Genomic DNA, 24,448 nt, shown 5'->3' with positions numbered 1-24,448 from the left:
TGCGGCGCCGGCTTCGCCGGCCTCAGGCTCGAAAGCCGGTCAGCCTTCGCGTGGTCTGCTGCGATCGAGCTTCATCTCGGCCGCCTGCCTTGTTGCGCCGGACACTGCCTTGCCCGTCCGCTCGTCGAAGGCGATGACCGTGCCGTCTTCGGTGCGGGTGCAGGAAACCGCGGCATCCGCATTGCCGGCCGGCAGGTAATTCGTGGCCGGAGCCGTGAGGGGAACGGCTCCGGCCGTTCCGGCCGCTTGCGCTGCCGGATCCGAGGCGCGAGCCTCGGGCATCGTCCCGGCCGGGGAGGAGGACAGCCGCGACGAAGGGGACAGGGTTGGCACATGCATGGCCCCGGCGATCGGTTGCGGTACCACCTCCAGGCGAGCGCTGCCGGCGCGCTGAACGGCGGATTCAAGGACCGAAAGCTGGCGAAGCGACTTGCGCATGCCTACATAAGAGCATAACTCAAATCATAATGCAAGCGATTCTTGCATAGACTAAACCGAATCTTATGCCACAGATGGACCCATGGCGAAAACTGCACTGTCGATCAAGGTCGGAGCGGCGATCCGCCGGGCGCGCAAGCAGCGCGGCCTGGTGATGCGTCACATTGCCGAGCACAACGACACCGACGTCGCTGCCGTCGGCAATTGGGAGACCGGGCGCAACCTGCCCAAGACCGAGAACCTTTTGAAGACCGCCGCTTTCCTGCGCGTCGACCCGGTGGCACTCGGCAAGGGCGAGGTCGTTTTCCTCGATGATGCCGGACCGGTCGCCGATGCCGAGATCGTCACCGATCCCGGCCCCCTGCCCGCCGGGCCGATGGACATCCAGCTTCTCGGTACCGCCGTCGGCGGCGACGATGGCGACTTTACCTTCAACGGCCAGCCGGCCGGCTATGTCCAGCGGCCGCCGGGGATCCGGCATCTGCGCAATGTGTTTGCGCTGCACGTGCTGAGCGATTCGATGGTGCCGCGCTACGAGCCCGGCGAGATGATCTATTGCGGCGGCCGCGAAGCGTTGCCCGGCGACCATGTGGTGATCGAGACCCTGCCCGAGGAGAACGAGCAAAACGGCAAGGCCTTCATCAAGAAGCTGGTCAAGCGCACCGCCGCCGAGCTGATCGTCGAGCAGTACAACCCGCCCAAGACGCTGTCCTTCAACCGCTACGCCATCAAGAACGTCTTCCGCGTCATCCCGCTCAAGGAATTGCTGGGGTATTGAGGGCTTGTTGCCTTCTCCCCTTGTGGGAGAAGGTGGATCGGCGCACAGCGCCGAGCCGGATGAGGGGTGCTGGAAGGAACGCGGCGGAGGAAATGTAGAAGCGATTTTTAAGCACTTACGCCATCAAGGTAGCGATCCGTCCAACACCCCTCATCCGACCGAGCTTCGCTCGGCCACCTTCTCCCACAAGGGGAGAAGGGAAGAGCAGCACGCCCGCCCCCTCAAGCCCGCCTCGACTGCAGCTCTCGACCGTTGAGCAGGCGCGCCTCGGCGCGGGTCCGTTGCCGGTCGTCGATGAAGGCAGCCTGGATCGAGACGGCGGCGCCCGGCAGGCCGTCGGCCCGGCAGGCCTTGCAGATCAGGCGCCCCGAAAGTGCGGCCAGCGGTGTCTCCGGCATCACCCCATGCCGCTTGAGCTCGGCCGGCTTCCACCACCTGTTACGGCCGCAGTCGATGCATTCGACGGCAATCGAGACAACTTCGGCGATCGTCGCTTCCTTGCCTGCCAATGCCATGGTCATCCCCATCATTGTTCCTGCTTTGTTCGCAACATTATCGGTTTTTGGAGCGGAGTCGAGTCGGTTCCGCTTACATCAACGTGAAAGTTTCACTTGTTCGATTATTTGAGTTATGCTTATATCTCGTGCAGGCTGGAATCGGCGCGAGCAACAGAACCGCGCCCGCTCCGTCCGCCGGCAGCAAGGGAGTGACGATGGACCTCGCTCAGTTCGCCCAGGCCTGCGGTTATGCCGGCGACAGCCCGGCCATGCTTGCCGCTTTCGCGGCCATCCGCCAGGACGGCATCCGCACGGCGCGCCAGGGCCATCGCCAGCGCAAGGCGACGATTGACCAGATGAAGCCGAGCCGCGCTCTGTTCCTGGCGGCGATCCGCCCGGCGCAGTCAGCCGAGGAGGCACTCGAGGATGCCGCCCGCTTCGTGTCGATGTTCCGCAACATGCCGCGCTGGCGGCAGGAAAGGCGCGCCGCCGACCTCGCCCGCGCCAGGCAGCAGCGCCTCTTCGCCCGCTTCTAGATCGAAGGCGTTCGCGTCGCCTGGCAATGGCGCTCTCGCGGCGTCGGCAAGCTGATGATCGAATGGGCGATTGAAACATGCCGTTCGCGCAATTGCAGCTTCGTCCAGCTCACCACGGACAAAGGTCGATGGGAGGCGCACGCTTTTTACGAGCGCCTCGGCTTCACCGCCAGTCATCTCGGCTACAAGATGGCGCTGTAGATCAGCATTTCATCGCATTCAGCGCCGACCGCTCATCTTCGCTACCCACTCTGGATGGAGCATTGACAAGCCGGCCTTTCGCCCTGCTCCATCCGCCCATGATTTACGACCGAACCTGGCTTGAGAAAACCTTTCGCGCAAAGCCCCGGCAGAAGTTCCTGTTCTTCTGGGGCCATCAGCCGTCTAAGGACGGCCGCATAACCACGTCGTGCTTCAGCCAGTGGTGGCATGCGCCCTTTACCGTCGATGGCCTGAGCTATCCGACTGCCGAACACTGGATGATGGCCGAGAAGGCACGACTGTTCGGTGATGCTCCGACGGCAACACAAATCCTCAGGGCGGCGAGCCCCAAGCAGGCAAAGCAGCTTGGCCGCCAGGTGAGCGGCTTCGATGGCACCAAATGGGATGCAGACAAATATCGCATCGTGATTGAAGGGAGCTTTCAGAAGTTCCGTCAGAACGCGGCGCTGCGCGAATATCTGTTGTCGACGCATGACCGGGTGCTGGTCGAGGCGAGCCCTGTCGACCGGGTGTGGGGTATCGGCCTTGCGGCAGATGACGAGAAGGCGTCGAACCCGCTGCTGTGGCGCGGCGAGAACCTCTTGGGATTCGCGCTGATGCAGGCCCGCGATCGGCTGCGCGGCTGAACATTTGCCGTGCGCTCGTCATCTGCGGCGGCCTCCGCGCTGCTTGACAATCCACCCATAATGTTCTCTTTATGTTCTCATCACAACTCGAGACAATGCGGCGTTCGAACCGCCGCGGGCGAACGGGCCGGATGGAAGCCAACATCCTCCACGCGGATCTGGATGCCTTCTATGCCTCGGTCGAACAGTTGCTCGACCCGGCCTTGCGCGGCAAGCCGATTGCCGTCGGCGGCGGGGTAGTGCTTGCCGCATCCTATGAAGCCAAGGCGTTCGGCGTGCGCGGCGGTATGCCGGGACGGCGGGCGCGGGAACTCTGCCCGCAACTCATTTTCGTCGGCGGCCATTTCAAGGACTACCAGCGGCTGGGCGATGCGGCGATCAAGGTGCTCGGCGATTTCACGCCGGTGGTCGAGCGGATTTCGATCGACGAGGCCTTTGCCGACGTCGCCGGCTGCACCCATTTGTTCGGCTCGCCGGCCGAGATCGCCGGCAAGATCCGCCGCCGCGTGCGGGCCGAGCTCGGCCTGCCGATCTCGGTCGGCGTAGCCCGCACCAAGCATCTGGCCAAGATCGCCTCACAGGTCGCAAAACCGGACGGGCTGGTGGTGGTCGATCCGCGCCACGAGCTGGAGTTCCTGCACCACCTGCCGGTCGAGTTGATGTGGGGCGTCGGCCCGGTCACCAGGCAGCGGCTGGCCGGCATCGGCGTCAACACCATCGGCGAGCTGGCGAAGACCAATGGTGGGGCGCTTGAGCGCCTGCTCGGGCCGGCGGCGGGAGAGAAACTCAACGCGCTGGCGTGGAACCGCGATCCGCGCAAGCTCGAGACGCAGCGCCGGGCGCGCTCGGCCGGCGCGCAATCGGCGCTCGGCCGGAAACCCGCCGAGGAGCAGGTCTTCGTGCCCGCTTTGCTGCATCTGGCCGACAGGGTCGCCACAAGGCTGCGGGCGAAATCCCGGCCCGGCCGCACGGTGACGGTTCGCGTCCGCTTTGCCGATTTGCGCTCGGTGACGCGCTCGATCACGCTCGATCAGCCGATTTCGGCAACCGCCATGCTGGCCGAGATCGCCGAGGCGCTGGTGCGCAAGGTGCTCATCGACCATCCGCACGAAAAGACAATCTCGCTGCTGGCGATCGCCGTATCGCATCTGGAGCAGCATGCCGGCCTGCAACTGGAACTGCCGCTCGGGCTCGACGACTACCGCCGCCGCCCCGGCACCAGCAAGGGCGCGGCGCGCTGGACCGCGGATCGCGCCGTCGACAAGATCCGCGACCGCTTCGGCTGGGAGGCGGTCGGCTACGCCTCGGTCGCGCTCGGGCTACAGCGGTCGGTTCCCGACGCATTTCGGGAGCTGGCCGAGAAGGAATTGTGAGCCTCGATTACACTTTGGTTGCCAAGTCGCCGGAATGACGTTGAAGGCTGCGGACTTGTGAATTTATCTTCGGTCCAGTTGGTCGTGCACCGGTTTGGGTATCGGCCAGACAGGGTAGCACCCGCCCGCAAATCCTTCCGCACCTTCATTTCGAACGACAGGAGATCGGCATGGGACAGAACGCCGGATATTTCGCACTCATCGTTGCCGGACTGGTGACCAATGCAACGACGCTGGCCAAGCCGCTCAACCCGGACCGGGCGATTCCATCCCTGGCGATATCAACTCGCCGCTGGCCAGCCCGCTATTCAAGCAGGTCAAGGCTGGGCCGCTGGAGATAAAGCTTGAGGAAACCACGCTTGCCGATGTCGAAAAAGCCTTCGGCGGAGCCATGCACGATGAAGGTGACGCCGGAGATTCACGCCACTGGCTTTGCTATGCCGGCCCCGACGCCGGCGGATCGCCGTCGATCTTCTGGTTCGTATCCGGCGAGATGGGCGGCTCCGACCACGGTGTCCTGTCCGTCGCCCTGCAGCCGAACCCGGAAGGTAAGGTGCCGGAAGGATGCGCCGGCGCGCCTGCCAGCCTGACAGCTGTTGAACTCGATACGCCCGGCGTCGGAGCGCCGCTGAGCGACGTGGCCGCGAAATTTGGCGCCGCCAAGCCCGATCGTTACGGCCATTTCGGCTTCGCCGCCTCTTATCCTCCTTCGTCTCCCGACCAGAAGGACGCCACGGTCACGCAGACGCTCACCTACACAGCCGGGAACGGCAGGATAACCGGCGTGGCGGTGACGCAAGTCACCACCAATTAGGGTGTCCCCGCTCGGTTGGCGAATGGTTCACGTGTGAATGATCTGCCGCGCCCAAGCCAGGCGGCCTGGTTGCTGGCCACCTCGTAATGCAGACTGGTTCTGATGTGCCGCCCGGGCCCGCCCTCCACCTGCAAATTCCTGATCTTGAAATATTAGACCGCCATCATACACCTGCGCCGGCCGCACCGCCATCCTGTCGCGCCCACAGACGGCAGGCCAACGCAGTTTCTCGTCGAAATGGGTGAACATCCGCCCTGGAGTTGGCAAGGCCGATATCGGAACGGCAGAAATTGGGTCGGAACGGCCCTTCCGATCGCACCCGCGAAGGTCCGGAAATGACCCAGAAGCGGGCGGTCGGCAGCGGTCCGAGCAGCAACCATTTTGGCAGGACAGGAAATCGGCATGGAATGCTGCAATCATCATCATGTCCCGTCCAAGTTGTGGACAGTTCCTTCTCAAAGGCGCACTCTTAGCGTGCGAAACGCGAGCTGGCGTTTCGTGCAATGCTTCACATGCTTGACTTGCGTCGGTGATTATCTGACCTACCCGGATACTTCCGGGTGGGCAGACCTCACATTGTGTCGCCTATCCGTGATCAGGCTACGGCCTAAGGCACGTTGCAGCCCGTTCCGGATCAACTGGGAGGTAAACAACATGCCTGATTTTCAGCGCAGAGAACTTCTTGTTCAAGGAAGCGCGGCTCTTGCCGCAATTGCTGCTCTCTATACCTCGCGCCGGGCTTACGCTTTTCCAACACGGCCGAACGAGGAAGTTATTCCATGGCTGGATCAGCCGACCGAAAATCCCGATCCGGCGGGTATCCAGAAGCAGCTTGTCTGGGAGGATTTGGATAGCTGGATAACGCCAAACGACAAGTTCTTCAGCATCTCGCATTTCAACCGACCAACGATCGACGAGAAGACATGGTCGATGGAGATCGGAGGCCTGGTTAAGAAGCCCCTGGAGTTAACGCTCGCCGACATCAGGGCGCGACCGAGGCAGGAGGTCGTTTTCACAGTGGAATGCTCGGGCAACCACGGGTTTCCCTTTTTCACCGGCGGCATCGGCAATGCTCGCTGGGCAGGGACGCCGCTCGCCCCGATCCTCGAGGAAGCCGGCGTTCTGGAGAAGGGTATCGAGGTCGTCTTTTTCGGTACCGATACAGGCGAGGTCCCGATACGCGACGTCAAGATGCAGCAGAACTTCGCTCGTAGCATGTCGCTCGCCGACGCGATGAACCCCGACAATCTCCTCTGCTATGAAATGAACGGGGCCGCCTTGCCGGCGCCCAATGGCTTCCCGGTACGGCTCATTGCGCCAGGCTGGTACGGGATCGCCAACGTCAAGTGGCTAAAGCGCATCGAGGTTCGCGATACGCGGTTCATGAGCCTTCTGATGGCCCGTGACTATGTCACCATCCGGGAGGAGGACCACAACGGCGAGACCGTATGGGCCGAGACGTCAGTCGGGCGAGCGCTGATAAAGTCCGCGCCTGCGAAGGTTACCCGGAAAGATTCAGATTACCGCATCGTTGGGGCAGCCTGGGGGGCGCCGATCGACCGGGTCGAAGTGCAAATCGATCAAGGGCCTTGGACACCAGCGACCATTGACCACAGTGAGGAGGCCGAACACGCCTGGAAAATATGGTCCCTGGCTTGGGCAAATCCCTCTCCTGGAGAACACACGGTGACCTCGCGCGCGGTCAGCACCACAGGACAAATTCAACCGGCGATGGACGATCCCTTGATTGCCAAGAAACACACATACTGGGAAAGCAATGGCCAGGTGACGCGCCGCGTGCGTATCGGCTAGAGCATTTTGCAGCCAAAAGGAAGCATTTGGCGTCCGCATAGATGCGGGAAAACAGATAGTTAGAGCGAGTTACCGGTTCCAAGAGAACCGGAACCGCTCTAAGAACGTGCTGCCATGTGGCAATTGCGTTTGGGTCAAACAGGAGGAGGCTGCCTGATCGCCATTTCGCACCATTTCCAGCGCTCTCCTCACCCCTCCACAGCCCTGATCTCCGCGTCGACCAGGCACCAGGGCGCGTAGCGGAAGTCGCGGATCTGGATGACCTGATCGTCCCGCCACTCGACCAGCATGAAGCCGCGCACGGCGCCGTCGGCCGCCTGCGGGTGGCGGATCAGGATCGCCGGCCTGCCGTCGACGAAGCCGAGCGACAATGTCCAGTCGCTGATACGGGCATAATTGCCGAAATAGGTCGACACCTCGGCCTTGCCGCGCAGGCGGACGCGGTTGACGACGTCGAGCCGGACGTCCTCGGCGATCAGTGCCCTGACCGCGTCGAAGTCGCGCGCGTTGAACAGGTCGACATAGCGCCGCAGCCGGCGCTCGTCATCGGCGTCGAGCCTCGGCGCAAGCGCCTGTTCGGGCTGCAGCGCCAGCTGCTTGAGCTGCGCCCGCCCGCGATGCAGCGCGGCCTTGGTGGCGGCGAGCGTCGTGCCGGTCACCTCGCAGGTCTCATGCAGGCTGAGGCCGAGCACGTCGACCAGGATCACAGCGCTGCGCTGCGGCACCGAAAGCTGCATGAAGGAGCGCAGGCTGGTCTGGGCGGCGAGCCGGCTGTCGGCGCTGCCGGAGGGATCCTCGATGACGCTCATGTCGGCCTCGGTCATGCGCGACCTTTCCCGATTGCGCCGCCGCAGGTGATCCTGCGCGGCATTGTGGGCGATGCGAAACAGCCATTGCTCGGGACGTTCGACGATCGCACCCCCGTCGATCGCCTGCAGCGCCTTGATCAGGACCTCCTGGACGATGTCCTCGCCGTCGATCACCGAGCCGGCCATACGCGCGCAGTAGCGATGCAGCCTTGGCCGCAACCCGACGAGCATCGCCTCCAAAGTCGCCCTGTTCATTTTCGGCGTAGCGTCCCATTTCTGCGCGAGCGGCACGGCAGGCGCTACCCGGCTTTCTGATCCGCCAGCATACGGTAATTGCCGATGACTTTGACAGGCGATCGCAATGCCGGGGTCGAACGGCGCTCGGCGTGGTTTTCCGTAAACGCCTTGAAGGCCGCAAGCCCGGTCAGCGCCGACGAATCGCCGTCCTGGCCGACGATGTGGACGAACGAGCCGTCGTCCAGCTCGAGCACGAGATAACGCACCGTCGGCGGTGCCGCCTCGCCCAGTGCTTCGAACACTTTTTCGACCAGCGCGCGGTTATCTTCCAGGTCGGCTTGCTTCACACCGTATCGAATGAGCGCGTAGTTCATCGTCGTCTCCTGACTGGTTGGTATGAACGAAGGACGACCGGCTGCGCTGAAAAGATTCTCCTTGCCGAAGAATCTTTTCGGTTGCCCGCATCGTCTTTCCCGCGTGGGCGGCTGCGCGGCAGCCATCAAGCAGGAGAGACGATCATGCATATCCAGTTTGCCGAGCTTCCGGTGTTCGAGCAGGACCGCGCCAAGGCGTTCTACACCAGGCATCTCGCCTGCCAGGTCATGGCCGACCAGAAGATGGGTGATGGCGGCTGGCGCTGGATCGAGCTGGCATTTCCGCATGCCGTGACGAACCTGCATTTTGTCAGGCGCGCCGACGACGCACCCGGCGCGGAGCCGGTATTGGTGCTGGTCGACGAAAATGTCGGGGCAATGATCGCGGCCATGAAAGCGGGCGGCGTCGAGATCATCACCGAAGCGCATGAGGCGCCGTGGCAGCCGGGGCGCACGGTGGCGGAGTTTCGCGACAGCGAAGGCAACCGCATGGTCCTCGCCAGCCGATAAGGCACCGGAGCCCTCTGTCCGGCGGGGCGTCGTACCTAAGTCCTACCTCCGGCCGGACCATCGGCCGTACTTCCTTCGTATTATTATTTCGTGACCTCTGCGCGCCGGAACCTTCCCTTGCATCGGGCGTTCGGGCGCTGTATCGCGATGCCTCATATTTAGGCAGGCGGAGGAAATACGAATAAGGGCGGGTGGCAAAACAAACATGGGCCGGGGAGGAGCATCTTACCATGTCGAACCGTAAAATCGGAATGTCCCACAGTTTGGGGCTGCGCGTCGCTGACCTCAAATCCAGAATGCAAAGTGCCCAGATTACCGAGCATGAGATCAAGACGTTTCAAAAGGTTGCCGCCATTATGGGCGGCGCCAAAGGCTCACTGCGCCTCGATGCGGACGATCTGATCGCCGCGTCCTTCCTTGTCGATCCCTTGGAAGATCTCCCGCTCTCCAGTTGAAGGCGCTGAACGCAGGTCAAAATCCTATCGGGTTTGAACCTGCGATTGCCGCCGGCGGAGCATCCGCCAGCCCAAGCCGCATGCGAGGATGACGTTGGCCAGCGCCAGGCCGGAAAGCGCGGCCAACGTCCCGTGCGGGCCGAAGCGCTCCAGCAGCAATGCTCCGGCCGAGGGTGCCGCCGCCTGGGCGATCAGGCTCGGCATGGCGAGGCGGCCCATCAGTCTCGCGTAGCCGTTCGAGCCGAACAGCGCGAGCGGCAGCGTTCCCCGGGCGATGGATTCGAGGCCGATGCCCGCGCCGTAGAAACCGAGCGCCAGCGGGATGATCGGCATGCCGGCCCAGAGCGTCGAAACGCCGATCGCCACAAATGCAACCGAGGCAAACTTGGTGAAAATCGGATGGTGGTAGCGCGCGATCATCATCTCGATCGCGCGGGCCGCCACCTGGGACGGGCCAACCAGCACGCCGAGCCCGACGGCTGCGGCAAGCGCCATGCCGCTGCCTTGCAGGATGGTGAGCAGATGCACCGACAGCGTCGAGGAGATCACAGCCGCAAGTGTGAGGGTCGCGGCCAGAACGATCACGATCGACGGATCGGCTTGGTTGTCAAGAATGGGTGCCGCCTCCTTCAATCCTGGTTTGACTGCCGGTTGCGGCGGCTCCCGGGGCAGGATCGCCAGATAGAGCGGAAGCGCAATCACCAGCTGAAAGGCGGCGTAAACCAGGCAGGTGCCGCGCCAGCCGACCTCCCCCAGCAGCAAGGCTGAGATCGGCCAGCAGATGGTGCTCGCAAGGCCGCCGAACAGCGTCAGCATGGTGATGGCGGAGCGCGCGCCGTGGCCATAGTGGCGGCCAAGCGTTGCGAAAGCGGCATCGTAGAGCCCCGCCCCCATGCCCAGGCCGATGACCAGCCAGGCAGCGATATAGGCCGCAAGGTTGGGGGCAACGGCCAGCCCAACCTGGCCGACCCCGATGCATCCAGCGCTGAACGCCAGGACATTGCGGCCGCCATGCCGCTCGATCGACGACCCGACGCGCGGAGAGATCAATCCTGCCGCGAGCAAGCCGAGAGACAGGCCGCCGACAACCCATGCCAGCGGCCAGCCGGTATCGGAGGAGACTGCCGGCGCGATGACCGCGGGAAGATAGTAGGAAGAACCCCACGCCATGATCTGCGTCAGGCCAAGCGCGGTGATGATCGCGCCGCGGCTGCGCAGGATGGCCGGCGAAGGCGGCGAAAGACTCATGCCGCGACGCTGCAGCCACAGCCGCCTTTGCCGACCGCCTTCGCCTTGGCGTCGGCGACACAGCACGCATCCACCGCTGCCGGCGCCGGACCGCCGCAGCACCCCTTGTCGGCCACGCCGATCCGCGGCACGGTGCAGACGCCGGTCTCGGGCAGCACGAGCTGGACATTGTCGGCCGCCACCATGTCTCCGGCGATCGCCGCCGCGACCGAGCGGACCTGCTCATAGCCGGTCAGCAGCAGGAAGGTCGGCGCGCGACCATAGCTCTTGATGCCGACTGTGTAGAACCCTTCCTCTGGATGGCTGAGCTCACGGTGGCCGTGCGGCGGCACGTCGCCGCAGGAGTGCTCGTTGGGATCGATCAACGGTCCCAGTGCCTTGACGCTTTCCAGCCATGGATCGAGCTCGAGCCGAAGCTCACGGGTCAGCGACAGATCCGGGCGCTGTCCGGTCGCGGCGATGATGCGGTCGACCGGACCCAGCGCCTGCAAACCGTCCCTGGTCTGGCCTTCGACGACCAGCCGGCCGTTGGCATCGCGGATCGAAACAGCCGCAAAGCCCGTCACCAGTCTGACGCCGCCGCTCTCGGCGAGTTCGCGCACTTCGGCGCCGAGTTCGCCGCGTGCCGGCAATTGGTCGGCATCACCGCCACCGTAGATGCGCACCAGGTCGGTGCCGCGCGTTGTCCAGATGAAAGCGGTGCCGGCCTCCACATTTGCCAGGCTGGCGAGATCCAGCACCGCATTGGCGGCAGAATGGCCGGAGCCGGCGACCAGCGTCGTCTTCCCCGCATAAAGGCTGCGGTCGCGGCCGAGAATATCGGGGATGCCGTAGGCGATGCGGTCGGCAAATTCGGCCTCGCCTTCTGCAGGAATTCCGCCGGCGCCGAGCGGGTTCGGCATCTGCCAGGTTCCCGAAGCATCGATGACGGCACGTGCGCTGTCGCGTCTTGTACCATCGGCAGTCTCGACCGCCAGCATGAACGGCCGGTTCTCGCGTCCCTTGCTCGAGACCTTGTCGGCGCCCCAGCGCGAAATGCCGACGACCCGGGCGCCGGTTTCGATCGACGGCGACAATTGCGGAAGCTTTGCCAGCGGCTCGAGATAATCCGCGACGAGGTCGTTTGCGGTTGGGAATGCCTCGGGCTCAGGCATCCGCCAGCCATGCGCCTCGAGCAGGTTTCTGGTCGCCTGATCGACGCAATAGCGCCAGGGCGTGAACACACGGACATGGCCCCAATCCCTGAGATTGGATGCAACCGCATTGCCGGCTTCGTAGACTTTGACAGGAATGCCCCGCGCGATCAGGTGGACCGCTGCCGCCAGACCGACCGGCCCGGCGCCGATCACCGCAACGGGGAGTTTTTCGATCATCTCCATGTCTTCCATCCTTCCGGTAATTTCGAATTATAATGGCAAAAAAATCATGCCGCCGTTTTGGCGGCCGCTTCCGCCGATGCCGGCGCACAGGTGGCGTCGGCGCAGCATTCGTCTGCGAGGTATCCGATGAGCCCGTTCATGGCGGGATAGTTGGCCCGGCAGATCAGCGTCGTCGCCTGGCGCTCCTGTGTCACCAGGCCGGTGTCGACCAGCCGCTTGAGGTGATGCGACAGCGTCGAGGCAGCGATGCCCAATCTGTCCTGGATACGCCCGACCGGCAGCCCCTCATCGCCCGCCCGCACCAGCGTCCGATAGAGCTGCAACCGCGTCGGGCTGCCGAGGGCTTCAAGTTGCGAGGCTGCTTTTTCGAGTTTCATGGAAATAAGCTATTTCCAAAATCGCTGCACGTCAAGAGAATTTCGACAAAGATCGAAATAAGACGATATCTACCCGACGCGCTTGCCGCTGGCGTCGATGACGACCTCGCCGTCCTCCTTGGTGAACGGGCCGATATCCGGATTGGGCAGGATATCGAGCACGGCTTCGGAGGGTCGGGCGAGCATGGTGCCGAGCGGCGTCACCACGATCGGCCGGTTGATCAGGATCGGATGCGCCAGCATGAAATCGAGGATCTCGTCGTCGCTCCACTTCGGGTCGCCCAGGCCAAGGTCGGCATAGGGCGTGCCCTTTTCGCGCAGCAATTGGCGCGGCGTCATGCCCATCGCTGCGATCAGCTCGACGAGCTTTTCGCGCGACGGCGGATTTTTCAGATATTCGACCACCTCAGGCTCCTCGCCGGACTGCCTGATCATGGCCAGCGTGTTGCGCGAGGTGCCGCAATCGGGGTTGTGATAGATGGTGATGGTCATTGCGCAGCTTTCATCTGTCCGGCTGGTTTCGGTTGGGCGAGCAGCCACCCTGCCAATGCAATGGCGAGCAACGCGCCCAAAAGTTCGGCGCCGATGAAGCCCGGCAGATCGGCGGGGCGGATGCCGGCAAAAGTGTTGGAGAACGCACGGGCGATGGCGACGGCCGGATTGGCGAAGGATGTCGATGCGGTGAACCAGTAGGCGGCGGTGATATAGAGCCCGACCAGCCAGGGGATCGAATCCGGACGGGAACGCAGGCCGGCGAGGATGGTGAAGACCAGCCCGAAGGCGGCGACCAGCTCCGCAATCCATTGCCCGCTTCCGGTCCGCACCGTCGCCGACACTTGCAGGATCGGCAGTTCGAACATCGCATGCGCGAGCAACGTTCCAGCGATGCCGCCGGCAATCTGAGCGGCGACGTAAGCCAGCGCTGCGTTCGTTTCGATCTCGCGTCGAAGCGCGAATACCAGCGTCACCGCCGGGTTGAAGTGCGCTCCGGATATCGGCCCGAATATCGTGATGAGCACGACCAGGATCGCCCCGGTCGGCAAGGTGTTGCCGAGCAGGGAGACGGCGACATCATTGCTCAGCCTGTCAGCCATGATGCCGGAACCGACCACGGTGGCGACCAGCAGAGCCGTGCCGAGGGCTTCGGCAACAAGGCGGCGGGGAAGATTGCCGGAGCTCATCTGGCTAGCAGTTGCAGGTCACAGCCTGGATGACAGGCTGGCAAAGTTCCGGCGCGCCATTGCAGCAATCCTCCATGAGGTAGGCCAGCAGATCGCGAAACCTGGTCATGTCGGCGAAGTAGCGCACGCTGCGGCCCTCTCGTTCGGTCCGCACCAGGCCGGCATGCGACAGGATCTTGAGATGGGCCGACATCGTATTCGGGAACGCGGCGAGCCGTGAGGCGATCTCGCCCGCCGGCACGCCATCGGCTCCAGCCCGCACCAAAAGGCGAAAAACGTCCAGCCGGGTCTCCTGGCCGAGCGCGGCAAGCGCCGAAAGGGCGAGTGTCTTATCCACATTTCCAGGATCCCAGAAATGACGAAGAGAGTCAACGCGCGAAGACTGTGTTGAGCAACGAAATCTCACCGAAGGCGGGGAAATCCGTAGCGGCGGCAGCTAAGGCGACAGCTCGCGCAGGGCTGCGTTGGCGGCAACAAATTCGTAGGAGTTTTCGGGGCAATCGCTGGCGGCGAGCCGATAGAGCCGCAAAGCTTCATCGCTGTGCCCCTGCAGTCGGCTCAGCTCGGCGCTGAACATATTTGTCTCGCACAGGTTTCCGCGTTTCTTTATCGCATCAGGGTCTTCGGCTTCTGCAATTGTCGCGGCGAGAGTCTGCTCGCCAAGCAGCATTCGAACAGCCGGCGCCGGCCATCGCGTCATGTCGAGCTTCTTGGTCGCTTCCTGCAAATGCCCTGCTGCGCCATTGCGACGCTCGGCAAAATCGAGCCAGATCGCAACATACACATCCTCTGGTTTGACTGTGGCGGCTTGCGCGAAATCGGCTTGGGCTTTCTCCATCGCACCGGAGTAGAAATGGACAATACCCCGGCCCAAATAGGCGTAGACAATCGTCGGATCGAGGCTGATTGCCTGGTCGTGATCTGCCGTTGCACGTACGTATTCGCCTTTTATTGACCAGACGAGACCTCTGCTGAGATAAGCATGGGCATATTTCGGATCGAGCCCAATTGCTTTGCCATAGTCCTCGAGGGCGCGGTCGTATTCGCCATTCTTGTCCCATATCCAGCCGCGCTTCCTGTAGGCACTGGCGTGTTTCGGGTCGAGCAGGATTGCCTGATCGAAGTCGGCAATCGCGCGGTCGTCATCGCCTTTGTGTGCCCAAGCCGTACCTCGATCGTCGTAAGCATTGGGGTCTTTCGAATCGAGGCCGATCGCCTGGTCAAAGTCGGCGATGGCGCGGTCATAGTCGCCTTTGTCAGCCCAAACGTTGCCTCTGTTGTAGAAGGCACTGGCGCGTTCCGGATCGAGACTGATCGCCTGGTCGGCGTCGGCGATGGCGCGGTCGTAGTCGCCCTTATATTTCCAGGCCCGGCTTCGATTGCCATAGGCACTGGCGTCTTTCGGGTCGAGGCTTATCGCTTGGTCGTAGTCGGCGATCGCACGATTGTAATCGCCTTTGATTGTCCAAGTCAGGCCTCTATCGAGGTAGGCACGGGCGTTCTTCGGATTGAGGCTGATTTCCTGATCGTAGTCGGCAATGGCGTAATCAGAATCGCCTCTGAGTGACCAGGCCATGCCTCGATGATGATGGACTCCGGCGACATTCGGATCGAGGCTGATCGCCTGTCCGAAATCGGAAATGGCATGGTCATAGTCGCCCTTGAGTAGCCAGGCCATGCCCCGATTGTCGTAGGCGCTGGCTTCGTTCGGATCGAGGCTGATCGCCTGGTCATAATCGGCGATGGCACGGTCGTAGTCCCGCTTCCTTTTCCACACGAGACCTCGGTTGTTATAAGTTCGGCCATCGCGGGGATCGAGGCTGATCGCTTGGCCGAAATCGGCGATAGCGCGGTCGTTGTCGCCCTTGCGTGCCCAGGCCAGGCCCCGGTCGCCATAAGCTCCGGCATTCCGGGGCTCGAGGCTGATGGCCTGATCGTAGTCGACAATAGCTCGGTCGTTGTCGCCTTTGTCGAGCCAGGCAGAGCCTCGGATGCGGTATGCATCGCTCTTCGGGTCGAGGCTGATCGCCTGGTCGAAATCGGCGATAGCGCGATCAGCGTCGCTCTTGAGTGCCCAGGTGATGCCTCGGTAGTAATAAGCACTGGCATCTTCCGGATCGAGGCTGATCGCCTTATCGAAATCGGCAATGGCGCGATCATAATCATTCTGCCTCGCCCAGGCGACGCCGCGCTTGAAATAGGCCGTCAAACGGCTGCTGGCGGGCTCCGTCACATCCTCTATCATGAGTGTACAAGCGGCAATTCGCCGAGCCGTATCGGCCTCGTCGTCCCCGACACAATCGCTGCTGGCAGCCAAAGCTGGGCCGCTCAGGGCAAACAAGACCACGAGCCCACGCAGCAGCGACCGACAAAAAGACCTATGCCATTTTCGAATCATCGGCTCACGGATCATGTCGTTTATTTGCATCGCAGTGCGCTTGATCAAGAAGGCCTTGATCTTTGCAACCCAACACTGCAACCATTCTTGGGTCAAGGTGAGACTTGATTTTTTTGACCTTTGCCAAACCGACGCCCGCCCGCGACATTCGGCGGAGACAGCGGCGGCTCGCCTGGTCCAAATCAGCCAGGCACTGTGGCGGCGACCGCATCAGCGCGACCAAGGCCGGCAACCGCTTTTCTGACCCGCTGCAGATGCGCCTGGCGTCCGGCGGCCGAGACGCTGTCCATCCGGTAGAGCGCCAGGAATTTGGTCCGGCACAGCGGATGGCAGACGGAGCGGAAGCCGCGTAGCAGGGTCCGCCGGCCGGGCTGTCCCATGATCCACGACATCAGCGGCGTGGCGCCACATGTGGTCATTGCCATCACCCGGCGTATGTGCCGCAATTTGGGCTGCGGGCCGCGTCGTGCCGTCGGCATCTCGAAAGCGAAGCCCGGCACCAGCACACGCTCCAGCCAGCCTTTCAGCATCGCCGGCAGGCCATACCACCAGGTCGGATAGATGAAGACGACCGCCTCCGCCCAGAGCAGCTCCTGCGCATGTTCGTGCACCGGTTGCAGGTTCGCCGCCTTGTCGTGGTAACCGCGCCATTCCTGCGTGCGCATGACCGGATCGAAGCCGGTCGCATAGAGGTCGAGCAGGTGGACCTGATGGCCGCTTTCGGCAAGCGTCTCCAGCACCGTGTCGCGCACCGCGCCGTTGAAGCTGTCGGCGCAGGGATGGCAATAGACGACGAGGACCTTCATCTTGCGCTCGGACCTGTCGGTCGCGAGAGGATCGCGGGGGTGCATGCAAGCGTCGCATGCAAACAAGCCACCCGCAGACGTAGTCGATCAGCTGTTTTCATGCGAAGCCCCGCAGCCCCCATATCAAGACGCAACACCTCCGGTCGCGTCAAGGCCCGTTCGTGCGCAGACGTGAGCTTGCTGGGGCCAAAACCCCCAACAGTGGATTCGGTTTTCGATCAGCATTGTTCCAGAAAGCCTGCGCCCTAGCTTCGCGGCGTGTCCAAAGCGTCAGGAGAGAAAACATGCACGCAGGAAAACTGAGCGGCAAGATCGCCTTGGTGACGGGCGCCTCCTCCGGCATCGGCGAGGCCACCGCCTTGGCGCTGGCGGCCGAGGGCGCCACGGTTGCGATTGCCGCGCGGCGCACTGAGCGCCTGGACGACCTGGCGAGGCGGATCCGTGAGACCGGCAGCGCGGCACTGCCGATTGCCGTCGACGTCACCGACGAAACGCAAGCCACGGCGATGGTCGAGCGGGTCCAGCAGGAGTACGGCCGGCTCGACATGCTGCTTGCGGTTGCCGGCGTCGGCGTCGCCGCGCCGTTCCGCAACACGACGCCGGAAGAATACCGCCGGATGGTCGACGTCAACATCCTGGGCCTGCTTTATCCGATCCATGCGGCACTGCCGTCGATGCAGCGGCAAGGCGCCGGCCACATCGTCGTGGTCTCGTCCGGCACCGGCCGTTACATCCACCCTTCGGTGGTCTATTCCGGCACCAAGCACGCGGTGAGCGCGATGGCGGAATCGCTGCGCCGCGAGATCGGCAAGGATGGCATCCGCGTCACCTGCATCGAGCCTGGCGCCGTCAAGACCGAGTTCACCCAGAATATGCGCGCCGATGTGCGCCAGGCGGTCGAGCAAAGGCTGGGCGACATCGAGCAGCTGGAAAGCGAGGACATCGCCGCCGCCATCCTGTATGCGGTGAGCCAGCCGCCACGGGTCAACGTCAACATCCTGACGCTCTATCCGACCGAGCAGGCGTGAGGGCCGCAAAGGTGGTACCCTGCGCCGCCCCCGCAGCCCTGCAGCATCATCCGCCGATCATCAGCGTGAACACAAGCTGCCGCAACTTGCCGCCTGGGCCGAATTCGACCCGGTCGAAATCGCGGCTCGCCTGCCGTTGTGCCTGCGAGATTCCGGCGAGCCGTCTCGTCACTTCGATCCTGATCTTGCGGCAGCCGCGGTCATCGGCGACGGTCAGGCCGATGATGGCCGCCTCGATCTTGTGCACCATGTCGACGATGCTGGCGCCATGCACCTTCTCGTGAGCTGCGAGGCCGGCTGCGAAAACCTCCCAGTTCTTCTGGATTGCGCCCGGCAGCCGCGCGGCCGGCTTCGGCAAGGTGTAGGTGATGATCAGCTTCGGCTGCGCCGACACCAGCACGCAGGCGTCGCCTTGCGGCTGGTAGTCCCTCACCCAGGTCAGCTTGAAATTGGTATGCGCGATGACGCGGCGTTCGCCGAGCAGCGGCCCGCGCCCGCCGATCGAGGCGTAGAGCTCCGGCCCGGATTGCCCTGAGATGGCATAGGTCTCGACCTTCTCGACCGCCTGCCAGCCGGCATGCGCCGGCGATGTCGGCAGGAAGGCGAGCAGCAGGCAAAGGCGAATGGCTGTTTTCATGCAAGTCCTCGCAGCCGTTGCGCACGACGCAAACGATATGCAGTTCCCTTCCGTGGACATAGCCGGCGGCCGGCTATAGTGGGATGCTCGTATACAAGAATCCACAGGCAACATCATGTCGCCGCGACCGAACATTGCCCGGCAACGCCCTGCCCCCGGGGCCCAGCCTCCCGGCGTCAGTCTCTGTCGCGCGATGTCGAAGCTTGGCCTGTGCTCGCGCAAACAGGCCGAGCTTCTGGTTGCCGAGGGGCGCGTGCGGGTCGCCGGCAAGATCGTGCGCAACGGCTCGATGCGCGTCGATCCAGGCCGCGATCGCATCGAGGTCGACGGCCGCCGCGTCGCCGCCGAGCGCAAGGTCTATCTGATGCTCAACAAGCCGCGCGGGCTGGTCACCACCCGTGACGACCCGCAGGACCGCGGCACCGTCTATGATTGCCTGGCAGGCCTCGACCTGCCTTTCGTCTCGCCCGTCGGCCGCCTCGACAAGGCAAGCGAAGGCCTGCTGTTGATGACCAACGACACGCGCTTCGCGCAGCGCCTGCTCGATCCCGCCTCGCATGTCGCCAAGACCTATCACGTGCAGATCGGCGCGCTGCCCGACGAGGCCATGCTGGCGCGGTTGCGCGCCGGCGCGACCGTCGACGGCGAATTGCTGGCGGCCCGCTCGATCGAGCTGCTGCGCGGCGGCACCAGCACCGCCTGGCTGGAAATCGTGCTCGACGAGGGCCGCAACCGCCATATCCGCCGGCTGCTCGCCGCCCACGATATCGAGGTGCTGCGCCTGGTACGGATCGCGATCGGATCTCTGCAACTCGGCGACCTTGCCAAGGGCAAGGTACGCCATCTGAGCGCGGAAGAGCAGGCGCTGCTTCAGGCCTGAGCGATCAGGCACTGGAGGCCCCTCGAACCGAAGCGGCAATTGACATTTGCATCTCCGTTTCATATTTTCCATTTGTGAAACCGAAATGCGCCGATGCAGTCAAAGTTTCAGGCTGACACGCATGGGCGAAGCTGGCTTGGAAGACGGAGAGAAAACATGGCTACGGCGTTGCGGGCGGTTCCCAGGTTCCTGGACGAATTGGGCACGTTTGGCGGTCTCAAGGGAACCGATATTGCAAACATCACCGACGTGTCCAAGGCCACGGTTTCGAGGTGGAAGGCCGGCGACATCAAGCCCCAGCCGCGCAGCGAGCTGATTCTATCGGACCTGCACTATATCGTCGGCCGACTGCAGGAATTCTACGAGCCAAGCGATATCCGCACCTGGCTTTACGCTCGCCACCCGCAATTGAACGGCGAAAGAGCAATCGATCTCATTCACGACGACCGTGCTCTCGACGTGCTCAAAGTCATCGATCGGCTTGAGAACGAGGTCTTTCTCTAGTTGGCGATCGCCGGGCGGAAACGACGCGATAGCCGGCTCATCGACGCTATCGAGGCAATAGTTCCGGTCGAATACTCCGGAACGGTTTGGCGTGTGGTGCGCCAGGGCCGCAGCCTGATCCAGTGCTCGAGCTCCGGCGGCCGTTGGGACGATGGAACATTCGACGTGCTCTACACCTCGCAAGAGCGCGAAGGTGCCTTGAGCGAGATGAGATTCCACCTGACGCGGGGGCAGCCAGTGATCCCTTCGCGCGTCAGATACAATCTCTTCGAGATCGATCTTGCTTTGGACCGGACGCTCAGACTGCTCGACCTGGCAGCCTTGCAGACCCTTGGCCTCGACACCTCGCGCTACGGGCAGCTTTCGTATCAGGAAAAGCACGCCGAATATCCGAGGTCGCAAGACATCGGCGAGGCCGCGCATTTCCTCGATTATGACGGTCTGATCGTGCCCAGCGCGCGATATGACTGCCTGAACGTCGTCGCGTTTTGTGATCGGCTGCCGGCCGGAGCGATAACGACAAGAACCGATCACGGGGAAATTGCCTGGGCTAGCGGCGGCCCCGCTGCCGTCCATCCCCCGCACGGGTGATGCGGCCAGCGGAAGTGGCGCGCTAACATTGCCTCCAAGTGTAGAGGGTCTAACGCGCAAGGGAGGATCCATGCGTATGCTCCGACTGATACCGACGCTGCTGGCGCTGCTGGCCGTCATGCCATTGAACGCTGAAGCGACCACGAAGAAGTACCCCAAAGGCCACGGCACGAATTGCGCCGAGAAGGACCAGGCGTGCCAGAAGAAATGCCAGGCTGTGCCGATCGACTACAATAGCGTCAGATCCATCAAGGGACGCAACGAATGTCTGAATAATTGCACCATCGGCTACGATCAGTGTCTCGGGGCACCCGCCCGAATCCAGGAACAGACAATCCAGGAGGACGCCGCGCAATAGAAGCCCGCTAGAGATGGCTCCAATGCGCAAGAGACATAGGTGTGATCGAATGACGGCGACAGCCCGCCGGTCGCCTTCATGTGCGGCCGCCGACCTCGTCTATATGGCGCAACATGCCGTCGGGTCTGCACAGCCGCGGAACGTGCCCGATTGGCGGAGCTTCTCGGTGCCGTAGCCGCCGCTGAGCAGGCCGACGCCCAGCAGGACCGTGCGATGCGTCACCCGCCGCGAAGCGTCATGGATTTCGGCAAAATCCAGCCCATATTCCTAGATGTGGAGCTTTGAGCGTGAAACTCGCGCGTGCGGTCCTGCTTGCCGCGGCTTTCGTGGCTGTTGCGGCCGTTTGTCCCTCTTCCGCAACCGGAGAGGCGGACGGCCGGGAGAAAATTGTGTTGCGCGTCGAGATAGACGGCGCCATCGGTCCGGCGAGTGCCAGGCAGCTCGAGGAAGCGCTGGCGGTGGCCGCGGACCGAAATGCCCAGGCTCTCATCCTGCAGATGGACACGCCCGGCGGGCTGGTCACCAGCATGCGCGAGATGATCGCCGGCATTCTCGCCTCGCCGGTTCCCGTCATCGGCTATGTCGCGCCCGCCGGCGGGCATGCGGCGAGCGCCGGAACCTATATCCTCTACGCCACCCATGTAGCGGCGATGGCGCCCGGCACCAATCTGGGCGCGGCAACGCCGATCGAGATGGGCGGGCCGCTGCCATCGTTTCCCGACGGCGGCAAGAACGATGGCCCCGAGGCGGACAAGGACAAGAAGAACGCGCCCGCGGGCGATACGATGATCGCCAAGGCGACGAACGATGCCGTTGCCCTGATCCGCAGCCTGGCTGAATTGCGCGGGCGCAATGCCGAATGGGGAGAAAAGGCCGTGCGCGAGGCGGCCAGCCTGTCGGCCGGCGCGGCACTGCAGCAGCATGTCATCGACTTCGTCGCCCGCGACACCACCGAACTGCTTCAACTGGCCGACGGCCGGACAGTCGAGATCGTCGGCAAAAAAGAGGCAATGGCGACGAAAGGACTGCCGGTCGAAACGCTCGAGCCAGGCTGGCTCATCCGGCTTCTCGCCGTGATCACGGACCCGAACATCGCCGTCATCCTGATGCTGGTCGGCGTCTATGGCCTCGTCTTCGAATTCACGAGCCCGGGCGCTGTCGCGCCCGGCGTGATCGGCACGATTTGCCTTCTGCTCGGACTCTATGCGCTCAATCTCCTGCCGATCAGCTATGCCGGCCTTGCCTTGATGCTGCTTGGCATCATCTTCCTGGTCGTCGAAGCCTTGAACCCGACTGTGGTCCTTGGGCTGGGAGGCGTGGCTGCGTTTCTGCTGGGCGCAGCCATGCTGCTCAGGATCGAGGGGCCCGGCTTCGAGATGTCGTGGGCCGTTATCGGCACCGCCGCCGTCCTGACGCTCGGCCTGGCGCTGTTGACCGGCAGCTATCTGTGGGCGGCCCGCAAGAACGTTCCGCGTGTTGGCGCACAGGCCATGCAGGGGCTGCCGGCGGAGGTCCTCGACTGGCAGGGCAGCGAGGGCCACGTGCTCGCCCGGGGCGAGCGCTGGCGGGCAAAAGCCGACGAACCGCTTGCAGTGGGCGACAGCGTCGAGGTGGCCGATGTCAGGGATCTTGTGCTGACGATACGGCGCCGCAATGTGAGAAGCGATGGAGCAAGGCAATGATCATCGGTTATGTGGCCTATCTGGCAGCAGCGCTCGTCGTGGTCATGTTCCTATCCGCGGCCATTCGCATCCTGCGGGAATATGAGCGCGGCGTGGTCTTCACGCTCGGCCGCTTCACCGGGGTCAAAGGCCCCGGCCTTATCATCCTCATCCCCTTCGTGCAGCAGATGGTGAAGGTCGACCTGCGAGTGGTGGTCCAGGACGTCCCGCCGCAGGACGTGATCTCGCGCGACAACGTCTCGGTGAAGGTCAACGCGGTGCTGTATTTTCGTATCGTCGACGCCGAGCGGGCGGTGATCCAGGTTGAAGACTTCATGACCGCCACCAACCAGCTGGCACAGACCACGTTGCGCTCGGTGCTCGGCAAGCATGAGCTCGACGAAATGCTGGCCGAACGTGACAAGCTCAACAGCGATATCCAGGAGATTCTCGATCAGCGCACCGATGCCTGGGGCATCAAGGTCTCCGATGTCGAGATCAAGCATGTGGACCTCAACGAGAACATGGTCCGCGCCATCGCCAAGCAGGCCGAGGCCGAACGGCTGCGGCGTGCGAAAGTGATCAATGCCGACGGCGAACAGCAGGCGGCGGCAAAGCTCGTCGAGGCCGGCAAGATGCTGGCCGAAGCACCGCAGGCCATGCAGCTACGCTACTTCGAGGCTCTCCATGACATCGCCGGTGAGCGCTCGTCGACGGTCGTGTTTCCGGTGCCGATGGATCTGCTCGGTCATTTCATCAAGCAGGGTGGTCGAGGCGGAGGCGGCTGAGCGCGCAATCCCCCCTCGAGGGGGAGATGGCCGCGAAGCGGCCAGAGGGGGTCGTCTCACATAGATCGCCGACGCCTTCTTCTACGAGAGACGGCGCTGACGCTCCACGCGCCGCGACCCCCTCTGTCGCCTGCGGCGACATCTCCCCCTCAAGGGGGGAGATCAGCACCCTCACCTCCGCCACGGCGGGACCGGCGCAAAGCGTTTGCCGATCCAGTCGGCGAAGGCACGTGTCTTGGCGGCTTGCCCCTTGGCCGAAGGCATGACGACATAGACCGCGCCTTCATCGGCGAGTGTCCAGTCCTCCAGCACTGGCACCAGCCGGCCGTCGGCGAGTTCGCGTCCGACCAGCCAATCCGTGCTCATCATCAGTCCGACGCCTTGCACGGCGGCTTCGACCAGCACCTCGGCATCGTCGGTGACCAGCGGCCCGGAGACCTCGATACTGACGCGGCGACCCGTGCTGCCGGTCATCTCCCAGGCCGGAAAGGTCTGGAAACCCGAGAAGCCCAGGCAGCTGTGTTCCAGCAGCGCCTCCGGCGCAGTCGGTGTGCCCCGGCGGGCGAGGTAGGACGGCGCGGCGCACAGCAGCCGCCGCCGTGTAGCGACCTTACGCGCCACCAGCCGCGAATCCTCCAGCGCGCCGAGACGCACGGCGACATCGAAATTCTCGGCGACGAGATCGACGAAGTGGTTGGAGAACTCGGCCTCGATACGAACGTCGGGAAATTCGGCGAGAAACTGCGGCAGCAGCGGGCCGATCCACATGCGCCCGAACGAGCCGGGCAGCGCCAGCCGCAGCACGCCGCGCGGTCCGCCGCCGGCATGCGCCGACGCGGCAGCCTCGGCCTCGTCGACCGCAGCCAGGATGGCGCGGACCCGGACGAGAAATTCCGAACCCGCCTCGGTCAGCGACACGCTTCGCGTCGTCCGGTGCAGCAGGCGCACGCCCAACCGCTCTTCCAGCGAGGCAAGGCGCCGCGACAGGATCGTCGCGTCGCGGCCGATGCGAGCAGCCGCCTTGGTGAAGGAGCGTGCTTCGGCGATTGCCGCGAAGGCGGTCATTTCGACCAATGCTGCCGGTTCGTGCGATTGCTGCATCAGGCGCAGAGCTCAAATGTAAAAGCCAAG

General features: G+C 63.5%; 31 protein-coding genes and 1 pseudogene. 17 read left to right on the top strand and 15 right to left on the bottom strand.

All coding sequences use genetic code 11. The annotated features are described in order from the left end of the window. Positions 1-39: 39 nt before the first annotated feature. Positions 40-438, bottom strand: a complete 399-nt coding sequence (locus tag NKI58_RS06180) for a hypothetical protein (RefSeq protein ID WP_352579489.1) — start codon at positions 436-438, stop codon at positions 40-42. Between the two features lie 82 nt (positions 439-520). Between NKI58_RS06180 and NKI58_RS06175 the strand changes: the two genes are divergently transcribed. After that, a complete protein-coding gene (locus tag NKI58_RS06175; RefSeq protein ID WP_352579488.1) occupies positions 521-1,216 on the top strand; it encodes an XRE family transcriptional regulator in 696 nt (231 codons plus the stop codon). 221 nt (positions 1,217-1,437) lie between these two features. Here the strand turns inward: NKI58_RS06175 and NKI58_RS06170 are convergent, their stop codons facing one another. Beyond that, positions 1,438-1,743, bottom strand: a complete 306-nt coding sequence (locus tag NKI58_RS06170; protein ID WP_352826573.1) for a hypothetical protein — start codon at positions 1,741-1,743, stop codon at positions 1,438-1,440. Between the two features lie 185 nt (positions 1,744-1,928). On the opposite strand from NKI58_RS06170, the gene NKI58_RS06165 reads away from it, so the two are divergent. The 7 genes from NKI58_RS06165 (at position 1,929) to NKI58_RS06135 (ending at position 7,096) form a co-directional block, all read left to right on the top strand. Continuing rightward, positions 1,929-2,249, top strand: coding sequence for a hypothetical protein (locus NKI58_RS06165; RefSeq protein WP_352784500.1), 321 nt, complete (start codon positions 1,929-1,931; stop codon positions 2,247-2,249). A gap of 54 nt (positions 2,250-2,303) precedes the next feature. Then, on the top strand, positions 2,304-2,450 hold the full coding sequence (locus tag NKI58_RS06160; protein WP_352784497.1) for a GNAT family N-acetyltransferase: 147 nt from the start codon (positions 2,304-2,306) through the stop codon (positions 2,448-2,450). A 98-nt stretch (positions 2,451-2,548) separates the two neighbouring features. Next, on the top strand, positions 2,549-3,097 hold the full coding sequence (ybiA, locus tag NKI58_RS06155) for a riboflavin biosynthesis intermediates N-glycosidase (protein ID WP_352784676.1): 549 nt from the start codon (positions 2,549-2,551) through the stop codon (positions 3,095-3,097). Between the two features lie 131 nt (positions 3,098-3,228). Further along, entirely contained in the window at positions 3,229-4,470 is a 1,242-nt protein-coding gene (gene dinB / locus NKI58_RS06150) for a DNA polymerase IV (RefSeq protein WP_023675647.1), read from the top strand. A 170-nt stretch (positions 4,471-4,640) separates the two neighbouring features. Further along, positions 4,641-4,811 carry a hypothetical protein gene (locus NKI58_RS06145; protein ID WP_352784494.1) on the top strand — a complete coding sequence of 57 codons (171 nt, stop codon included), beginning with the start codon at positions 4,641-4,643 and terminating at the stop codon, positions 4,809-4,811. A gap of 50 nt (positions 4,812-4,861) precedes the next feature. Further along, complete coding sequence (locus tag NKI58_RS06140; protein ID WP_352824261.1) at positions 4,862-5,284, top strand: hypothetical protein; 423 nt, start codon at positions 4,862-4,864, stop codon at positions 5,282-5,284. Between the two features lie 654 nt (positions 5,285-5,938). After that, the gene (locus NKI58_RS06135) at positions 5,939-7,096 is read left to right on the top strand and encodes a sulfite oxidase (protein ID WP_352617106.1); all 1,158 of its coding nucleotides are present in this window, start codon (positions 5,939-5,941) and stop codon (positions 7,094-7,096) included. Positions 7,097-7,284: 188 nt separating this feature from the next. Here NKI58_RS06135 and NKI58_RS06130 read toward each other — a convergent pair whose 3' ends face one another. Continuing rightward, positions 7,285-8,160, bottom strand: coding sequence for a sigma-70 family RNA polymerase sigma factor (locus NKI58_RS06130; RefSeq protein ID WP_352784489.1), 876 nt, complete (start codon positions 8,158-8,160; stop codon positions 7,285-7,287). Between the two features lie 44 nt (positions 8,161-8,204). Further along, complete coding sequence (locus NKI58_RS06125; RefSeq protein ID WP_352853094.1) at positions 8,205-8,666, bottom strand: hypothetical protein; 462 nt, start codon at positions 8,664-8,666, stop codon at positions 8,205-8,207. Here NKI58_RS06125 and NKI58_RS06120 point away from each other — a divergent pair. Beyond that, positions 8,661-9,026: a VOC family protein gene (locus NKI58_RS06120; RefSeq protein WP_023680367.1), complete on the top strand. Its 366-nt coding sequence runs from the start codon at positions 8,661-8,663 to the stop codon at positions 9,024-9,026. The two genes, NKI58_RS06125 and NKI58_RS06120, sit on opposite strands and share 6 nt — an antisense overlap. Before the next feature lie 230 nt (positions 9,027-9,256). Next, positions 9,257-9,481, top strand: coding sequence for a hypothetical protein (locus NKI58_RS06115; protein WP_031213090.1), 225 nt, complete (start codon positions 9,257-9,259; stop codon positions 9,479-9,481). Between the two features lie 24 nt (positions 9,482-9,505). Here the strand turns inward: NKI58_RS06115 and NKI58_RS06110 are convergent, their stop codons facing one another. The 8 genes from NKI58_RS06110 to NKI58_RS06075 form a co-directional block, all read right to left on the bottom strand. After that, a complete protein-coding gene (locus NKI58_RS06110; protein WP_352784486.1) occupies positions 9,506-10,729 on the bottom strand; it encodes an MFS transporter in 1,224 nt (407 codons plus the stop codon). Next, positions 10,726-12,102 (bottom strand): FAD-dependent oxidoreductase, encoded by a 1,377-nt coding sequence (locus tag NKI58_RS06105; RefSeq protein WP_502896904.1) that lies wholly within the window; start codon positions 12,100-12,102, stop codon positions 10,726-10,728. The genes NKI58_RS06110 and NKI58_RS06105 overlap by 4 nt, the downstream gene beginning before the upstream one ends. A gap of 50 nt (positions 12,103-12,152) precedes the next feature. Further along, positions 12,153-12,485 (bottom strand): ArsR/SmtB family transcription factor, encoded by a 333-nt coding sequence (locus tag NKI58_RS06100; protein ID WP_352490030.1) that lies wholly within the window; start codon positions 12,483-12,485, stop codon positions 12,153-12,155. A gap of 69 nt (positions 12,486-12,554) precedes the next feature. Beyond that, the gene (gene arsC / locus NKI58_RS06095; RefSeq protein ID WP_352784479.1) at positions 12,555-12,977 is read right to left on the bottom strand and encodes an arsenate reductase (glutaredoxin); all 423 of its coding nucleotides are present in this window, start codon (positions 12,975-12,977) and stop codon (positions 12,555-12,557) included. Next, positions 12,974-13,666: an aquaporin gene (locus NKI58_RS06090; RefSeq protein ID WP_352824260.1), complete on the bottom strand. Its 693-nt coding sequence runs from the start codon at positions 13,664-13,666 to the stop codon at positions 12,974-12,976. The genes arsC and NKI58_RS06090 overlap by 4 nt, the downstream gene beginning before the upstream one ends. 4 nt (positions 13,667-13,670) lie before the next feature. Then, entirely contained in the window at positions 13,671-14,003 is a 333-nt protein-coding gene (locus tag NKI58_RS06085) for an ArsR/SmtB family transcription factor (RefSeq protein WP_352784475.1), read from the bottom strand. Between the two features lie 99 nt (positions 14,004-14,102). Next, positions 14,103-16,112 (bottom strand): tetratricopeptide repeat protein, encoded by a 2,010-nt coding sequence (locus NKI58_RS06080; RefSeq protein ID WP_352826571.1) that lies wholly within the window; start codon positions 16,110-16,112, stop codon positions 14,103-14,105. A gap of 134 nt (positions 16,113-16,246) precedes the next feature. Continuing rightward, positions 16,247-16,870, bottom strand: coding sequence for an NAD(P)H-dependent oxidoreductase (locus tag NKI58_RS06075; RefSeq protein ID WP_352784469.1), 624 nt, complete (start codon positions 16,868-16,870; stop codon positions 16,247-16,249). A gap of 284 nt (positions 16,871-17,154) precedes the next feature. On the opposite strand from NKI58_RS06075, the gene NKI58_RS06070 reads away from it, so the two are divergent. Beyond that, entirely contained in the window at positions 17,155-17,898 is a 744-nt protein-coding gene (locus NKI58_RS06070) for an SDR family oxidoreductase (protein WP_352784466.1), read from the top strand. A gap of 46 nt (positions 17,899-17,944) precedes the next feature. On the opposite strand, the gene NKI58_RS06065 is transcribed toward NKI58_RS06070, so the two are convergent. Continuing rightward, on the bottom strand, positions 17,945-18,535 hold the full coding sequence (locus NKI58_RS06065) for a DUF922 domain-containing Zn-dependent protease (RefSeq protein WP_352784464.1): 591 nt from the start codon (positions 18,533-18,535) through the stop codon (positions 17,945-17,947). A gap of 115 nt (positions 18,536-18,650) precedes the next feature. On the opposite strand from NKI58_RS06065, the gene NKI58_RS06060 reads away from it, so the two are divergent. The 4 genes from NKI58_RS06060 (at position 18,651) to NKI58_RS06045 (ending at position 20,868) form a co-directional block, all read left to right on the top strand. Beyond that, a complete protein-coding gene (locus NKI58_RS06060; protein ID WP_352784461.1) occupies positions 18,651-19,415 on the top strand; it encodes a pseudouridine synthase in 765 nt (254 codons plus the stop codon). Between the two features lie 156 nt (positions 19,416-19,571). Then, on the top strand, positions 19,572-19,919 hold the full coding sequence (locus NKI58_RS06055) for an antitoxin Xre/MbcA/ParS toxin-binding domain-containing protein (RefSeq protein ID WP_254819704.1): 348 nt from the start codon (positions 19,572-19,574) through the stop codon (positions 19,917-19,919). Then, complete coding sequence (locus NKI58_RS06050; RefSeq protein WP_352457343.1) at positions 19,920-20,510, top strand: RES family NAD+ phosphorylase; 591 nt, start codon at positions 19,920-19,922, stop codon at positions 20,508-20,510. It begins immediately after the preceding gene. Between the two features lie 70 nt (positions 20,511-20,580). Further along, positions 20,581-20,868, top strand: a complete 288-nt coding sequence (locus NKI58_RS06045; RefSeq protein ID WP_352457344.1) for a hypothetical protein — start codon at positions 20,581-20,583, stop codon at positions 20,866-20,868. 76 nt (positions 20,869-20,944) lie between these two features. On the opposite strand, the pseudogene NKI58_RS06040 reads toward NKI58_RS06045, so the two are convergent. Further along, a pseudogene (locus NKI58_RS06040) lies at positions 20,945-21,069 on the bottom strand (HAD family hydrolase); the annotation flags it as partial. Positions 21,070-21,155: 86 nt separating this feature from the next. On the opposite strand from NKI58_RS06040, the gene NKI58_RS06035 reads away from it, so the two are divergent. Together NKI58_RS06035 and NKI58_RS06030 are read left to right on the top strand one after the other, a co-directional pair. After that, a complete protein-coding gene (locus tag NKI58_RS06035) occupies positions 21,156-22,550 on the top strand; it encodes an NfeD family protein (protein ID WP_352784455.1) in 1,395 nt (464 codons plus the stop codon). Further along, entirely contained in the window at positions 22,547-23,317 is a 771-nt protein-coding gene (locus NKI58_RS06030; RefSeq protein WP_352569156.1) for a slipin family protein, read from the top strand. The genes NKI58_RS06035 and NKI58_RS06030 overlap by 4 nt, the downstream gene beginning before the upstream one ends. Positions 23,318-23,488: 171 nt before the next feature. On the opposite strand, the gene NKI58_RS06025 is transcribed toward NKI58_RS06030, so the two are convergent. Beyond that, entirely contained in the window at positions 23,489-24,418 is a 930-nt protein-coding gene (locus tag NKI58_RS06025; RefSeq protein ID WP_352569155.1) for a LysR family transcriptional regulator, read from the bottom strand. Positions 24,419-24,448: the final 30 nt, after the last annotated feature.

This window comes from Mesorhizobium sp. M0522 (genome assembly GCF_040321085.1).
GTDB lineage: Bacteria > Pseudomonadota > Alphaproteobacteria > Rhizobiales > Rhizobiaceae > Mesorhizobium.
The sequence above is the reverse complement of the archived record's forward strand: the minus strand, read 5'-3'. Positions and strand labels throughout refer to the sequence as shown.